Below are 15,065 nucleotides of genomic sequence, written 5' to 3'. Positions count from 1 at the left end.
ATTGTTCATTAAACATATTCAACTGACATTAAACATCATTTTCAGACAGCTTTTCGTCTATTTCATGACTATTCAACATTAGGATTCGTCATGCTTCCAATAATTCCTTTCGGGCACAGGCGATATTGTTAAGAAATAGGAGTACGTTCGTTAGAATCGTGTTGTCCTGCCTCATGCTTTCCGTTAATATAAATGGAAAGGTTAGGAAATTAAAACAATCTGAATCGTGGTGGGAGGACAAACAATGAAGAGTCTGCGCGGCATAACATCGGAAGATCTTTTTCAAATTACATGGGTTAATGATCCAACTCCGTCTCCTCAGGGCGGACAATTGGTATATGTAAGTCGGAAAACAAATGAAGCACGAGACGGTTATTCTTCTCACCTGAGACTCCTTAACCTGGAGAACCAGAAGGAAAGACCTTTCACATCTGGGGATAAGGATCACGCTCCTGCTTGGTCGCCGGATGGTTCACAGCTTGCTTTTTTACGAGAGCATGAAGGCAAAACACAAGTGTGGCTGATCGCCTCAGATGGTGGAGAAGCACAACAAATCAGTCATTTGAAGCATGGCGTCAGCTCCCTGCTCTGGTCACCAGATGGGCTCAATTTGCTTGTTAAGTCATCTGTGGACATGAGTGAAAAAGACGAAGATGAAACGGAAGACATAGATAAAAAAATGCCGCAAGAACTTGTCGTGGATCGAATTCGAATGAAATCTGACAGCGGTGGACTGTGGAACGGGCGACGAACCCATCTCTTCCGTGTTCCAACTGAAGGCGGAGAAGCGATTCCTGTAACTACAGGCTATTATGACGTTGGGGATTATGCGTGGTCGCCGGATGGAGAGTCCATTGCCTGGATCGCTCAGTTTCCGGAAGAGGGCGAGGAGCATAACGATTACACCCTGACGAACCATGTGTATCGCGCCAAGGCTGACGGATCTGACGTGCAGCAGTTGACCCCGGAAGGATACTCTTTCGGCCGGCTGACGTACGCACCTGATGGACAATCCCTTGCACTGCTTGCCAGCGACCGCTCCTATGGAAATGCTACGTTGGTCAAGCTCTATACCCTTCCGATCTCAGGCGGCCAACCCGTATGTCTGAGCAAGGATTGGGATGTCCAGATCAATCACAGCCTCGTTGGTGATATGCGTTCACACCTGATTAATACGGGCGCGGTATTCAGTCGTGATGGTTTATCCATTCTCTGTCTTGCTACTATTGAAGGTAGCGTCCGGATTGCCCGATTTGCACGGGACGGCAGTCATGCCGAATACATCTTGCCGGACGAGAAAGAGTTCTATCAATTTGCTATGCTGGAAAATGGACAGATTGTGGCAGGCGTAGCAGACGTACTTCATCCTGGTGATCTCTTTCTGTATACCCAACCTGATGAAGTTGGGGCCGAGCCTATACAATTGACCCATAGCAATCCTCAACTGGATGAAGAAATCCAACTTAGCACACCGGAGACCTTCTGGTTCGATTCCTCTGATGGCCTGCGACTGCAAGGCTGGATGCTCAAACCGGCTGGCATGGTGGAAGGGGTCAAAGTCCCAACCATCCTTGAGATTCATGGCGGTCCACATATGATGTATGGCTTTACGTTTATGCATGAGTTCCAGATCCTCGCAGCACAGGGCTATGCTGTTGTATATATCAATCCAAGAGGTGGGCTCGGATACGGGCAGCAATTCGTGAATGCCTGCCGGGGTGACTATGGCGGCGGGGATTATCGTGATCTGATGGAAGCCATGGATTATGCGTTGTCCCGATATTCGTTTATCGACGAGTCCCGTCTGGGCGTCACTGGCGGCAGCTATGGTGGCTTCATGACCAACTGGATCGTTGGACATACTGACCGTTTCAAGGCAGCCGTCACTCAGCGTTCCATCTCTAACTGGCTCTCGTTCTACGGAGTCAGTGATATTGGATTCTTTTTCACGGAAGACCAGATTGGCGGTAATGCATGGGATGACACCGAGAAGTTATGGAAACACTCCCCGCTTGCATATGTGGGTAATGTCAGCACGCCGCTGCTGATTTTGCATGGTGAGCAGGATCTGCGTTGTCCGATTGAACAGGCTGAACAACTGTATGTTGCCTTGAAGCGGCGCAAACAGACCACTCGGTTCGTTCGTTTCCCGGGAGCCAATCACGAGCTGTCCCGTGGAGGTCACCCGCACTTAAGGGTACGTCGTCTGGAGCATATTGCCGGATGGTTTAACGAGCACTTGTAACGCCATCATAAGATCACATTTATGAAATAAAAATAAATATTCTTCCTCCTGCTCTTCATGTCTGCCTGCGCGAGAAGAATTCAGGATCAGCAAAAAAACCACCAGTAGAATCGGTCATATCCTGACCTTCTCTGGTGGCTTTTACTGTTTGGATGTTTGGATATGGGACAGTTACTGCTTCACTGTCCATACGCACACTCGAATCATTGTTATTGCATGAACAAAATCATGGAAGCAGCCCTATATAAAATGGAATCCATCTGCTGGTTACAAGTTGCGAAATCACCAAATTTATTAGATAATAATCTGTCGATTGTAGTCGAAGGAACGGATTTCAAGGGGGATTTAAGCAATGAGCAAGAACAATAATCATACATTTGACGAGCCGATTAATCGGCTCTCCACGGGATCAGAGAAATGGGATGCGCTTGAGGAGATCTTTGGCGTTGCGGATGCACTCCCCATGTGGGTTGCTGATATGGATTTCGCCGCTCCGCCGTCGGTCATTCAAGCGCTGAAGACTCGAATGGAACATGGGATTTTTGGCTATACGGTGCGAACAGATGCGTATCACGCTGCGCTATCGGGATGGATGGAGCGCCGTCACAACTGGAGTATTAACAATGAATGGGTTGTATTCACCCCAGGTATTGTGCCTGCACTCAGCATTGCTGTACAACGGTTCACCGTACCGGGAGATGCAGTAGTAATTCAGACTCCGGTGTATGCACCCTTCTATGATGTGGTACGTGGTCAAGGCAGAGAACTGATGACCAATTCATTGGTAGAGAACGATGGACATTACTCCATGGATTTGGAACATCTGGAATCCTGCCTGAAGACGGGTCGGGTCAAAATGTTAATTCTGTGCAGTCCTCACAACCCGATTGGACGGGTATGGACTCATGAAGAACTTCAAAGCCTTACTGCACTTTGCGTGCAATATAATGTAATTATCGTTTCGGATGAGATTCATGCCGATCTGGTACACCAACGCGGTGCGCATACTCCGTTGGCCCTTATTTCTGAAGCTGTCGCTGATCTTAGCATCATCTGTACAGCTCCAAGCAAAACGTTCAACATTCCAGGTCTCTGCACCTCCAATATCATCATTCCAAACGCCCAGCTGCGGGAATCATTCATGCAGGGCGTGAAAACGATGGGACTTGCCAACATCTCCACGTTGGGAGCAGTTGCAGCCGAAGCGGCCTACAACGGTGCCGAAGAATGGCTGGATGACTGTCTTGTCTATATCCGCGGAAATATGGAATACGTGCAGGAGTATGTCGCAGAGCATATGCCGCAAGTCGGAATCCGACTTCCAGAAGCGACTTACCTGCTGTGGATGGATTTCCGAAAGTTGAATATTCCACATGCGCAGCTGTGTACGATGCTGCTCAAGGAAGCGGGACTCGCCTTCAATGATGGAAGTATCTTCGGAGCAGAAGGCACAGGATTCATGCGTATGAATGTAGCCTGCCCACGTTCAACAGTGGAAGAAGCCATGCGCAGATTGTCTGTGCTAATGGGCAGGCTGTCGACCAAGAAAGTTGAAATACGTTAAAGTAAATTAAAGACGCTAACGAATCAGGCATAAGGTGTCTTCAATTCGTTCCAACAACGAAACTAGAATTTCGTCTAATAACTCGCGCTCGTTTCATTTAAGCGCTGAGTTCGGTAAAATTGCAAAAGGGGCTGTCCCTGTAGTCAAATCCATGATTCATGTTCATGATGGACTACTCGGACACCCCTTTTATATTGGAAAACGGTTTATACACCATAAGCTATGAAGTTGGCATCTGCACAATCCGATCGCATAACCTGTCCAGTAACTCCCGATCATGGCTGATGATCAACAGTCCCAGGTTGCGCTGACGCGCGATATTCATCACGGTATGCCAGATCTGTGCCTGTGTGATCGCATCCAGCATGGTGGTCATCTCATCAGCGATCACGTAACGAGTTGCTGTGCCGAGTGCACGTGCAACGCAGAATCGTTGCAATTCTCCGCCTGACAACTCACCGGGCCTTCGATCCAGCCAATTCGTCTGGATACCCAAGTCATTGAGCAGCTCCTGATCCTCGATCATGGCTTCCTTCAAGACACGGCGCATTCGCCAGCGTGGATTCACCGCTTTCTCCGGATGCTGGAATACAAGTTGGACCGGACAGGCCCCGGTTTTGGGCAGCGGTTTCCCATCCAGCAGCACTTGACCTGCCAACGGTTCCACATACCCTGCAAGGATACGCCCAAGACTTGTTTTTCCACACCCACTGGGCCCCCACAAGCCAACGACCTCCCCCTGCTGTATTTTCATATTTATATCCTGAAGTACCCAAGCGTCTTTACCATAACGATACCCTGTCTTTCTAGCTTCAAGTGGCATGAACGCACCTCACTTCCCCACCACGAACTTTGCGCAGCTCAGGACGTTCGTTCGTGCAAGCCATCGTCGCTCCAATGCAGCGTGGTGCAAATGAGCATCCTTCTACCTGCTGCCGACCTGCTGCAGGCTGGGTACCAGACAGATGTTGAAAATCATTTTGCGGCAATGCATTCCAGAGCGCCTTCGTGTATGGATGTCTTAATCTTTCGCCCTTTCCCGTAAAATCACAAACCTGCGCCGTCTCCACATTGGAGCCTGCGTAAAATACGGATATGCGGTCTGCTGCCGTCAAAGCAGTCGTAATATCATGGGTAATCCAAAGGATGCCTACGCCTTCATTGGCCAGTTGTCGAAATTGCTTCATCGTTTCAGCCAGCACTTCGGGATGAATGCCAGGTGTGGGCTCATCTGCAATAATGAGTTTCGGATCACCGGAGGTGGCCGTTGCCATCAACACCCGCCGAGCCATGCCACCTGACAGCTCAAACGGATATTTGCCCGACGTGCCCTGAGGCAATCCATAACGTCCCGTCAGTTCCTGCTCTGCCTTTTGCATCGTGGATCGGAGCGTCGATCGGTGCTTACGCCCTGTCTTTTGGCTTACAGGTTGAACCTGCCTGCCCACCTTCAACAACGGATCCAAATAACTGACCGATTGGGGAATGTACACCATTTTATCTCCACGCAGATGAAGCTGCCGGTCCATGGTCAAGGGTTCGCCTGCATAGCTAATCCGGCCTTCTATCGTCGCATTGGCAGGAAGAATGCCCATGATTGCCTGCGCCAACACACTTTTGCCTGATCCACTTGCCCCTACGACGGCGACAATCTCCCCTTCATTGACAGACAGATTCAGATCCTGAATAACTTGGGTCTCCTCGTGCCCAAACCATCCCCGAGCACGCCGGAACGAAACCGATACTTCCTCCACTTCAAGAAGCGCCATGTCTACACCACCTCCCTTGAACTGCCGGTTCCCGTTAATGTCTTCAGACTACCGCCCAACACATCAAACGCACGAACAACCAACAACAATGCGAGACCTGGGAAAAAGGCCAGCCACCACATCCCTGCGGACAAATATCTCATCGACTCTGATAAAATAATACCGATCGCTGGCTGCTGCGGTGACAGCCCCAGCCCCAGAAACGTAATCGCTGCCTCATGCAGAATGGCATGAGGGAAGATCAGCAGCACTCCCACGAATAGCTGCGGGATCAGATGAGGCAGCATGTGTTGCACCGCAATACGAATTCGCGAATGACCCAATCTGCGTGAGATGTGAATATACTCTGCTGATCTCAGCTGAATCATCTCTGCCCTTACAATCCGGGCCAGATTCGGCCAATGAGTCAGGGCAATGGCTAACGTCACCTCAGGCAACCCTCCACCGAACACAAATGCTAGCATTACCAGCGACACCAAGTGGGGAACACTCAGAAAGAGGTCTATGATCCATGAAATGACCCGGTCCACAGCTTTCCCTGAAGCAGCTGCAAGACCCAGCAAAAGTGCGATAAGTCCGCCGCCACAAGCCGCCAGTAATCCCACCTGAATGCTCGTTGCCAATCCTTTCAATGTGCGCAAGAACATATCTCGTCCTAGCCAATCCGTACCGAAAGGATGTGCCCAGGCTGGAGCCAGATTCCGATCCATTAATGAGGTCAGCGTCGATTCTGCGGGAAGCAGTCTGCCTGTCAGCCACACGGTGGCAATCCAGATCACACCTAGGCCACCCCAGATTATCGCCCATTTGCGCGGATTACGAAAACGAGGAATACCGCCACCTGAATAACCTTTCCCACCATGAATACGTGGATGTACTGGCCTCCAATTTCTCTTGTTCCCCGCCTCACTTTTGGGAGAGTTAACTTTCAGATGCTGTGCAGTCTGAGCCGCAGGCCGGGAGGGACGTTCTAATGTCTGTTTCATCCTATAGCCTCCTCCTTCATGCGCGGATCAATGATACGGTACAGAATATCGGCCAGCATATTGCCTGTAAACACAAATATTGCACTGCACAGCACAAGTCCCAGCAGCAGCGGCACATCACCGCGTAATCCAGCCTGGACTGTTGCTTGCCCCAATCCGGGATAGGAAAACACTTGCTCCGCAAGCACAGCTCCACCGAACAATTCACTAAATGAAGCAAATTGCAGCGTCAAAGCTGGCAGTACCACATGTCTGAACCCATGACGACGAAACAGTTGAACACCTCTCTCACCTCGTGCCCTCGCAAAAAGAATATAATCGGAGTCCAGCACATCCACGAGCTTCTGCCGGGTATGTAAGGCAATAGCGGCTACGCCCGTCAGACTCAACGTCAGCGCAGGAAGAATCATGTGCATGGCCCGATCTCCCCATGTCACTTGATCTGCTGCCATGCCCGCAGGTACACCAAGTCCGATTGGCAGCCAGCCAAGCCATACACCGAATACCATGAGCAGTAACAGCGCAATCCAGAATACCGGTGTGGAAGCCAGTGTGTAACAGTACCAACAGATCAGACGATCCAGCCGCGAATCCCGCCTCATAGCAGCAGCGACACCCAGACCGAATCCAATCAGACCGGATAACACCCATGCCACCGCCATAAGAGCGACAGAATTCATGAATCGTTCCTGGATGATGTCCGCAACTGGCTGTCTATAGATCATCGATGTTCCCAGATCGCCCTGAACTAGTGCCTGCCCCCAAGAAAACAGCCGTTCTACGGGTGAATCATTGAGTCCCCAACGTTCTTCAATAAGACTGCGTTGTTCTGCGCTCACCCTGATCATATCTCCACCAATGTAAGCCTCCACCGGGTCCACTGGAGAGAACTGCATTAATATAAAAGACACCACGCTGACTCCTGCCAGCAAAGATAACAGCCGCAGCATTTTAAATCCGACAAATCTGGCCCATCCCATCCTGTCCTCCATCCAATCTCTCCCCAATTCAGGCTAAAGCTACCGCAGCGTTTCTATTTCAATTCTTCCTCCCAGGACCATTCTTCCAGGTTGGATGTCACAGGCCACCCATGACCATGTGGATGGATCTGCTGTTCACCGATATTTAAACCACTCTTCACCAAATACAGATGATCAATGTTCACCAGCCATGCCCATGGCGCATCGCCTTGGTAACTAAATCCTGTCGATCCATCCCACTCCGCTTTCTGCCAGAAGGGCAGTGCTTCTTCTTCCGTTGTCGCTTGGAGAGCTTGTTGCATCCAGTTGTCCACAGTTGGGTTACTGTACAATCCAGTGTTGTAGTAACCTTCCCCTTTATGGGTACTACTGTAGAGGTTGTATGTCTCAAGCGGATCATGACTTCCCCACCCAAATAATACGGCATTAGTATAGGCTAGCTTTTTCGTCTCTTCCCTGCTCTTTCCCTCTACATTGACCTTGATCCCTGCCTGGGCCACCATATCCGCAGCAGCCAGCGCTAAAGATTGTCTCGTTAGATCCCCTGCAAAATAAATCAGATTGAACTCGGCCTTTATGCCGTTCTTTTCTACAATTCCATCACCATCTGTATCCACCCAGCCGCCATCAGCCAGAATCTGCTTCGCTTCATCGGGATTCCCATCTGCAAAAACAGAATCCGGATTGCTCCACGGCAGGTCGTCGCTGACCGAGTAGGCTGGACGACCTTGCCCCTCCAGTACCCCCTCCACCAATGCAGTGCGATCAATCGCGACATTTACCGCTTTTCGAATGGAGATATCGGATGTAACATCATTGCCTGCCGGCAGGCCGTCACCAGACTTAGCCCCTGCGGGTTGCATCGGGAACATGATGCCCCGGTTATCGACTGTTTTCACTGATTCCAGCTTCATGCCGCTTACCTGCTGCTTGCTGAATGCCGCCGGGATAGCCGCAATATCGACTGTTCCGGCTTGCGCCGCTGCAAAGGCTGCATCCTCATCCAGATAGAGGAACGTCAGTTTTTGGAATGTGGACTTTTTCCCGTAATATTGTTCGTTAGCCTCGACGATCGCCTGCTGACCCTTATCCCACTGCACCAGCTTGTATGGACCAGACCCAACCGGATGCTCGGCATAATCAGGACCATAGGCGTGCTCAGGCACAATACCGAGTGTAGTCAGAAGACTGATAAACGTGGACTGCGGCGACTTCAATGTAAAGACGACAGTTGTTGTATCCGGTGCTTCCACATCAGCCATATTGGTAAGATCAATGACCGAACCACTCTTGGCAGCCGTTTCAAATGTAAACCTGACATCTTCGGCCGTCAGTGGCTCACCATCAGAGAACTTTACATCATCCCGGAGTGTGACGGTCCAAGTCAGCCCATCTTCACTGACGGAATGCTCTGTCGCCAGATCATTGACCAGTTGAAGCTTGGCATCCCTTTTCAGCAAAGTGCTCTGAAAGAGCGGCGAACCGTACTGTCCCCAACCTGTAGTGGGATCAAATCCACCTTCCGGTTCCGTGCCAACGGCCAGCACCAATTCGTCTTTGGGAAGAGAAGCCGCCGCCTGATGGACGCTCTCTGTTGAGGATGTCACCTGTGTACATCCTGACAACCCAACTGTACATATCAGTAAAATGCCTACTCCCGCTCTAACTGATCGTTTCCCCCATGAAAATTCACGCATTTACGTTGTTCCCCCTCTAACTTTTACGATTCAATCCAATTCTGTGTTACTTTTTTTGAAAATTGTAGCACAAAATAGATTTATTGTGTCAACAAACTTAACTTCAAAATCCATTTATTTTCATTTACAGGGAATTTAAATGAGATTAATAGAGGTGTAAATAGATGATCCACTATTTGAAGTTAGGTATTATAACAAAACAAAAGAACAACAGATTATCGGTATTGGACCAATAATCTGCTGTTCTAAATACGTGCCATGGACGAAGTCGGCTAAAACCAATGAATCGGTTATTGAATTTTTAAAAGTTAATTCGCTGAGGAATCAGGATGATGGTGATGACTTTGTTAATTTTAGCTGTGATCATGATTGCGAGGACTGTGGTGGCTTGCCATTTTGTTGAGCTCATCCACATACGTTACGGACAGCTCTGCATACAGTACTCCTTTTTGAACCTGGATCTGCTGATGCAGATGACGCAATCGTCCTAGGTTGCCCCGTACCGCAATGACCTCCAGACACTGATCATGATTCAAGTGCACATGCATATTGGAGATAATATCGTGGTGTGCCTCGTGCTGCAGCTCCATTAACCGAATAGGAAGATCACTGATATGGTGGTCATACACCATCACAATGGTTCCAGCTACATCCTGCTCGGAATGCAATGCAGAGGGCTCCAGCAATGTTTTACGGACCAAATCACGAAAAGCTTCCGAACGGTTCTTGTATCCCTGCTCTTCAATATATTTGTCAAACTGTTCGATCAGAGGCGTGGGAAATGCCACACCGAACCGGGTCAAATCTTCTTTGTCTGCCATTCATATCCTCCTGCCGCCTCGTTTGCTTCGAGTGTACCACAGTCCTGTCTTCTCATCGACTATCCTGTTATTTCTCGGTAGCGGCAAAAAGGATAATGTAGCTCGCTTTTATTTAGGTCTCTTGGTCAGTTCCTGTCTGACTTTGGCATAGGTAGCACTTACCTTCTGTTCCAGTGTATAGATATGTTGTTTGGAGCCTGCCCATTTCTCCGCTGCTGCGGATAAGGAGTTCAACGAGCTTAATACGCGTGATGACTGGCCTAGTTTTGTACTCTGTTTAAACTGCTGCAACGCGTTTGAATATCGCTCTTTCGATAGGCTCGCCTGTTTTTTGCCCGTTTGAATCTGCTTCTTCACCGGATCAGCTCCAGCCAGTAAAGTACGCAACCGTTTCACTTCTGCGCTCTTTCGTTTGCGGGCTTCTCCAAGCTCCTTTTTCTTGAAACGAATGTCTTGTCGGGCAAGCTGAACAACTGGTTTCAACGTATCCGCTTGGGTGCGAATAGCCGCACTCCATTCCTTGTTTTTGATCGCTTTGGTAGCATCGAGCTGCCTATTCACTGAACTGTACAAGGCAAACAAAGACTCATACCGTGCCTCGGTTTGTTTTACCTTTTCGATTAAACCAGCGATCTTTGCATCATCGATTTGCCTTATACTCACACGTAATTGTTCCAGCTCCTTGGTATTGGCGGCATGAATGGTCTTTGTCTTTTGTTCCCAAGCTTGTTCCTGCGTCGTCCAGTTGCCAACGTTCTCGTACGCTCGTTGCAGGGACAACTTGGTCTGCGAATCGGCCTTGCTCAGCACGGTCTCCCACGCCTTCTGGGCTGTTACGCCAAGCTCAGGACCCGCCGCTTCAGCAGCGGAGGAATAGTAAATCACACTGATACTGAAGATGATGATGAGTCCCAGACTCATACGCGTCCATACGTTAGCGCAAAGGTTAGGGCGTGCCCCGTATCGGTTGCTAAGGTTGCTCATGAAACTATGTTTCTTCATGCTCCTCATATGATATTGGTTCATAATTTGTTGCTTGTCATCATTTCCCTCAATTATGCGGCTTTGCCTGGCTTGCACTGAACATGAACAAAGACCCACCTGATGATTTTCCTTTTCCTCCAAAATTCCAGTTTGCATTCTCTTATGCTCCCTTCAATATGAATTGATAGTTAGAACCTGCTGGATGTGTCTGTGCGGTGACTCGATTACGATCCCTGATATACAAACTGGCAAAAAACAAAAAAAGCACCCGCAAGTCAGGCGTATTGCCTGCTCTTACGGGTGCTTCCCTCATAAGCCGTTCCATATGGGATTCGCCGAAATGGTCATCATCTCGAATCGAATCATTACCTTTTTCTAATATATTCCATACTTGTATTCTGGTCAAGTCAGATAGAGAAATCAGCATATTTACCGGGAGAACCCTTCCCGCTTGCAGATTAACTTACTGTCCGGCCAGGATGGCTTTCATTTCTTCCGTCAGGTCCTCTTCCGTCAGTATCATATAGATGTTCTCCCCGCGGGTGACATTCAATTTGATCTGATAGAGCGTATCTCTCTCTGTTTGATAACCGGACCTTTGACGTTGAAGCAATTCGCTGATAATTTTTTTATTTTTGGTAGCGATTTGTTTGTTGCCACTTAAATTCCCGTCCACATATTCTGACTGAGGGTACACCATCTGAGGATTTCCGGGACTGTTGATCTCCTGCTTTACAAATTGTGCGGAAGCCACCTCATCTACTGGAAATTCCAGTTGCTCGTATAATTTGTTCTCTTTGAGCCAGTGCAGTACCCTGTCATAGCTCGGTTTGATCTCAAAGTTCCACATCTCCTTGGGTTGAGAAGGGTCATTCGATGAGGAATCCTGATTCATTTCAGCGTATGCAAAAGACTGCCACGGAGAACGTTGTTCCTCGTAAGTCTGGTCCATAATGTCCTGTTTCAGCAATTCCTTGAATTCACGAACTTGATTCGGATTGCTAATATATACTTTTCGGTATGAACTAACCGTTGAGCGAATACCAATACTTAGCGCGTCCTCATCCAGCTTATACGTATCAAATGCAAATTTTTTGTAAGCCTGAGACTGCTTCAGCGCCATCAATTCCTGACGGAACTCAGCTTCGGGAATGTAATATTTGCGTTTCATCACCTTGCCGTTATCCAGCTTGTAATTAATAAACACATACTCGTCATTACGCATACCAGGATTGATGGGATCATCCAGCAATGACAGATCAGAATCCACAATCTTCTGATGAAGAGCAATAACGGCTTTCATATATTCAGAATCACTTGAATAGAAAGGGCCATCATCCAACTTCGATGAAACACCGTTAGTATAAGTGTATCTCTCTCCACCAAGCTTGATACTGTTGACCTTGTTCAACTCAGGCACTCGTGCAGCATATCCACTCCAACTGGCAACAGGCACGTACAGAATCAATCCGGCCACAATACCATATAAAGCCATCTTGGGCAGCAGCTTGCTGCTCCAGATCAACCATGTCTTGCGAATAATCATCTCGGCAACAATATAACCGACAATTCCACCGAGGATATATCCGAAGATTCCCCACCCCGATGATCCTCTTGGAGCAATAATGGTGAAGTAGGCTCCACTAATTAAAACCAGCGTAAACATTAAACCAAATCGGAATATGGGTTTAACAAGCGTAAACGTCACCGCTTGGGTAGCAGATTCCACCTGTCTCTTCGCATAGAATACGTAAGACAACGGGATGAATAACAGTGTCAATATCGAATAAATAATGAGTTCCCAACCGATCACAGGAGCTCCACTAATCGAAGCCATGCGAAGAACTAAAGATATTTTTTCTGCATTTCGCCCAACCTCATCGTACGGATATCCAAGCAGGTAATGTTGAAGATGCAAGGAAAAAATGAACCATACAACAACAGGCAACAATAGAAGCGCATAGACGGTGAGTCCCTGCAACACGGACTGTCCAATGCACATACCAACCACCACGGTCAGCATGAACATAAACAACGAGTAGATGCTCATACTGAGGCCCCACATCCAGATTGAACTAGCTTCGAATATAAATGCGGGCTGATCCAGTGCTGCCCATACCCAGCCTGTAATGGCAGTCGTTATCCAGATCGGAAGCAGGATCATCATAAATCCTGTCAACAAATTAACGGTTAACAGATGCTTTCGGCGCAGCGGCAAACTGTGGAACAGATCTGAAGGTGCACCGGATTGAACATACCGGAACAGAAAAATGCCCGCAGCTACCGGGAACGTAATGGCAAACAGAATTTGTACTTCTCCATTCGCCTGAAACAAACTCGTAATTTGCTGTGGTAAATCCCGATACTCTGTACCGATATGGAGCGGTAGCGAAAACAACAACGTGATCAGGTACAAGATGCCGATCCATCCATGCTGCCTGAAATTTTGGAACAGGATGCCCCGGTTACAGAACAATCGGTTGAATATCATATCCTGCATCCTCCATTTCATAGATAAATATTTCTTCCAGCGTCAGCGGCAGCACATCCAGCAGATAGGGATCAAATGCACGGAACCGTTCCGTCACGACCTCGCGATTACCTTTCACAATAAACAGGGATACACTTCCACGCTGCTCTTCATGCAAAATATTCACCTGTTCGTCCATAGCCTTGGCATGATCAGGATGACGGAAAGCGACCTGAATTTTATGTGTATCAGCCTTCAGATCATCCAGATCTTTCTCTACGATAATCCGGCCCTTGTGCATGATGGCAACATGGTCGCATAGGTCTTCAATCTCACGCAAATTGTGAGACGAGATCAGAATCGTCACCTGACGCTCCGCTGCTTCCTGGAACAGCAGATTTTTGATCTGCTGCCGCATGACCGGATCAAGCCCATCAATTGGCTCATCCATGAGCAGCACTTCAGGCATGCAGCTAAGTCCAAGCCATACGGCTGCCTGACGGCGCATGCCTTTGGACATGCGATGCAGTTTACGTTTCACATCCAGTTTAAATACACTGCCGAGCTGTACAAAACGCTCTTCATTCCAGCGCGGATATACCGAACGATAGAAGGCAGCCATCTGATGGATGGACGATTGCGGGAAAAAGTATGGCGCGTCTGCCATAAAAATGGTACGTCCCTTGAGGTCCATATTTTCATATATTTCTTGTCCATCAATGCGAACCGTGCCGCTATCCTGACGATAGATGCCTGCCAGTATTTTGAGCAGCGACGTTTTGCCTGCCCCGTTGGAACCCAGCAAACCGTAGATCGAACCCTTATGTACTTGCATCGTGACGCCATCAACGGCTTTTTCCTGTTCAAATGCCTTAATGACCTGATTCAGCTCAATCATGTGGCTCCCCCTTCTCTATACGGGCCATCGCTTCCTCAAATAAAAGCTTCATATCGGCTTTGCTCAAACCGGAATATGAAGCTTCCGCAATCAGCTTCACCAGAGCGGCTCTGATTTCATCTCTCATGGCTGCATTCGGATGTTCCACGGACGATGATACGAAGCTCCCTTTTCCCTGCAATGAATAGATATAACCTTCACGTTCAAGTTCCCGGTACGCCTTCTGAATCGTATTCGGATTAACCGTAAGCTGCCCGGACAGTGTGCGAACGGAAGGCAACTGCTCATCGGGTTGGAGAACACCGTACACGATCATTTCTTTGATTTTGTCTACTAGTTGCTCATAGATCGCCTTACGGCTGCGTACATCCAATTCGAACATCCCGCACCTCCTCTCTATAAAAGTTGTAATACCCTATTGATGAACGATGACTGTATTTTGAAGTGTATGTATCCAACACTAAGGTGTATTAACTGTACTACTATTATTAATACAGTTAATACAGATTGTCAACCATTTACTTTGACTTCTTATATGATTCGCGTTAGGTTTATATATATGATCAAAGTGACATATAGCCAGGTGAAAATAGATTATTCTGTTATATGAAACGCGTAATTTCAGGGTTCAGACTGGTTCGGACGGATTGC

Annotated in this window: 13 protein-coding genes; 2 read left to right on the top strand and 11 right to left on the bottom strand. The window is 48.2% G+C overall.

Annotation, left to right across the window (positions count from 1 at the left end; genetic code table 11):
- Positions 1–244 precede the first annotated feature (244 nt).
- Complete coding sequence (locus HP548_RS28870) at positions 245–2,245, top strand: S9 family peptidase (protein ID WP_175383589.1); 2,001 nt, start codon at positions 245–247, stop codon at positions 2,243–2,245.
- Between the two features lie 352 nt (positions 2,246–2,597).
- A complete protein-coding gene (locus tag HP548_RS28865; RefSeq protein WP_175383588.1) occupies positions 2,598–3,809 on the top strand; it encodes a MalY/PatB family protein in 1,212 nt (403 codons plus the stop codon).
- Positions 3,810–4,029: 220 nt separating this feature from the next.
- Here HP548_RS28865 and HP548_RS28860 read toward each other — a convergent pair whose 3' ends face one another.
- The 11 genes from HP548_RS28860 to HP548_RS28810 all read right to left on the bottom strand — a co-directional run bounded on the left by HP548_RS28860 (position 4,030) and on the right by HP548_RS28810 (position 14,796).
- Positions 4,030–4,632 carry an ABC transporter ATP-binding protein gene (locus tag HP548_RS28860; protein ID WP_175383587.1) on the bottom strand — a complete coding sequence of 201 codons (603 nt, stop codon included), beginning with the start codon at positions 4,630–4,632 and terminating at the stop codon, positions 4,030–4,032.
- On the bottom strand, positions 4,622–5,578 hold the full coding sequence (locus HP548_RS28855; protein ID WP_175383586.1) for an oligopeptide/dipeptide ABC transporter ATP-binding protein: 957 nt from the start codon (positions 5,576–5,578) through the stop codon (positions 4,622–4,624). The genes HP548_RS28860 and HP548_RS28855 overlap by 11 nt, the downstream gene beginning before the upstream one ends.
- 2 nt (positions 5,579–5,580) lie before the next feature.
- Positions 5,581–6,564 (bottom strand): ABC transporter permease, encoded by a 984-nt coding sequence (locus HP548_RS28850; RefSeq protein WP_246318259.1) that lies wholly within the window; start codon positions 6,562–6,564, stop codon positions 5,581–5,583.
- Positions 6,561–7,556, bottom strand: a complete 996-nt coding sequence (locus HP548_RS28845) for an ABC transporter permease (protein ID WP_072735174.1) — start codon at positions 7,554–7,556, stop codon at positions 6,561–6,563. Before HP548_RS28845 ends, HP548_RS28850 begins: the two co-directional genes overlap by 4 nt.
- Before the next feature lie 41 nt (positions 7,557–7,597).
- The gene (locus HP548_RS28840; RefSeq protein ID WP_175383585.1) at positions 7,598–9,241 is read right to left on the bottom strand and encodes an ABC transporter substrate-binding protein; all 1,644 of its coding nucleotides are present in this window, start codon (positions 9,239–9,241) and stop codon (positions 7,598–7,600) included.
- 353 nt (positions 9,242–9,594) lie between these two features.
- A complete protein-coding gene (gene nikR, locus HP548_RS28835; protein ID WP_175383584.1) occupies positions 9,595–10,062 on the bottom strand; it encodes a nickel-responsive transcriptional regulator NikR in 468 nt (155 codons plus the stop codon).
- Positions 10,063–10,170: 108 nt separating this feature from the next.
- On the bottom strand, positions 10,171–11,046 hold the full coding sequence (locus HP548_RS28830) for a hypothetical protein (protein WP_175383583.1): 876 nt from the start codon (positions 11,044–11,046) through the stop codon (positions 10,171–10,173).
- Positions 11,047–11,206: 160 nt separating this feature from the next.
- Entirely contained in the window at positions 11,207–11,452 is a 246-nt protein-coding gene (locus HP548_RS28825; protein WP_175383582.1) for a hypothetical protein, read from the bottom strand.
- Between the two features lie 57 nt (positions 11,453–11,509).
- Positions 11,510–13,537 (bottom strand): hypothetical protein, encoded by a 2,028-nt coding sequence (locus tag HP548_RS28820; protein ID WP_175383581.1) that lies wholly within the window; start codon positions 13,535–13,537, stop codon positions 11,510–11,512.
- Positions 13,512–14,414 carry an ABC transporter ATP-binding protein gene (locus HP548_RS28815; RefSeq protein ID WP_175383580.1) on the bottom strand — a complete coding sequence of 301 codons (903 nt, stop codon included), beginning with the start codon at positions 14,412–14,414 and terminating at the stop codon, positions 13,512–13,514. The genes HP548_RS28820 and HP548_RS28815 overlap by 26 nt, the downstream gene beginning before the upstream one ends.
- Positions 14,407–14,796 (bottom strand): GntR family transcriptional regulator, encoded by a 390-nt coding sequence (locus HP548_RS28810; RefSeq protein WP_175383579.1) that lies wholly within the window; start codon positions 14,794–14,796, stop codon positions 14,407–14,409. Before HP548_RS28810 ends, HP548_RS28815 begins: the two co-directional genes overlap by 8 nt.
- Positions 14,797–15,065: the final 269 nt, after the last annotated feature.

Source organism: Paenibacillus taichungensis (genome assembly GCF_013359905.1).
GTDB classification, from domain to species: domain Bacteria; phylum Bacillota; class Bacilli; order Paenibacillales; family Paenibacillaceae; genus Paenibacillus; species Paenibacillus taichungensis.
This window is presented reverse-complemented; position numbering and strand designations above follow the sequence as displayed.

What these genes read in the sequence shown, in the direction of transcription:
- HP548_RS28865 (WP_175383588.1), top strand. Translation starts at nt 2,598, where the DNA reads ATGAGCAAGAACAATAATCATACATTTGACGAGCCGATTAATCGGCTC.
- HP548_RS28845 (WP_072735174.1), bottom strand. Translation starts at nt 7,556, where the DNA reads ATGGAGGACAGGATGGGATGGGCCAGATTTGTCGGATTTAAAATGCTG.
- HP548_RS28810 (WP_175383579.1), bottom strand. Translation starts at nt 14,796, where the DNA reads ATGTTCGAATTGGATGTACGCAGCCGTAAGGCGATCTATGAGCAACTA.
- HP548_RS28830 (WP_175383583.1), bottom strand. Translation starts at nt 11,046, where the DNA reads ATGAGCAACCTTAGCAACCGATACGGGGCACGCCCTAACCTTTGCGCT.
- HP548_RS28850 (WP_246318259.1), bottom strand. Translation starts at nt 6,564, where the DNA reads ATGAAACAGACATTAGAACGTCCCTCCCGGCCTGCGGCTCAGACTGCA.
- HP548_RS28840 (WP_175383585.1), bottom strand. Translation starts at nt 9,241, where the DNA reads ATGCGTGAATTTTCATGGGGGAAACGATCAGTTAGAGCGGGAGTAGGC.
- HP548_RS28815 (WP_175383580.1), bottom strand. Translation starts at nt 14,414, where the DNA reads ATGATTGAGCTGAATCAGGTCATTAAGGCATTTGAACAGGAAAAAGCC.
- HP548_RS28870 (WP_175383589.1), top strand. Translation starts at nt 245, where the DNA reads ATGAAGAGTCTGCGCGGCATAACATCGGAAGATCTTTTTCAAATTACA.
- HP548_RS28820 (WP_175383581.1), bottom strand. Translation starts at nt 13,537, where the DNA reads ATGATATTCAACCGATTGTTCTGTAACCGGGGCATCCTGTTCCAAAAT.
- nikR (WP_175383584.1), bottom strand. Translation starts at nt 10,062, where the DNA reads ATGGCAGACAAAGAAGATTTGACCCGGTTCGGTGTGGCATTTCCCACG.
- HP548_RS28860 (WP_175383587.1), bottom strand. Translation starts at nt 4,632, where the DNA reads ATGCCACTTGAAGCTAGAAAGACAGGGTATCGTTATGGTAAAGACGCT.
- HP548_RS28855 (WP_175383586.1), bottom strand. Translation starts at nt 5,578, where the DNA reads ATGGCGCTTCTTGAAGTGGAGGAAGTATCGGTTTCGTTCCGGCGTGCT.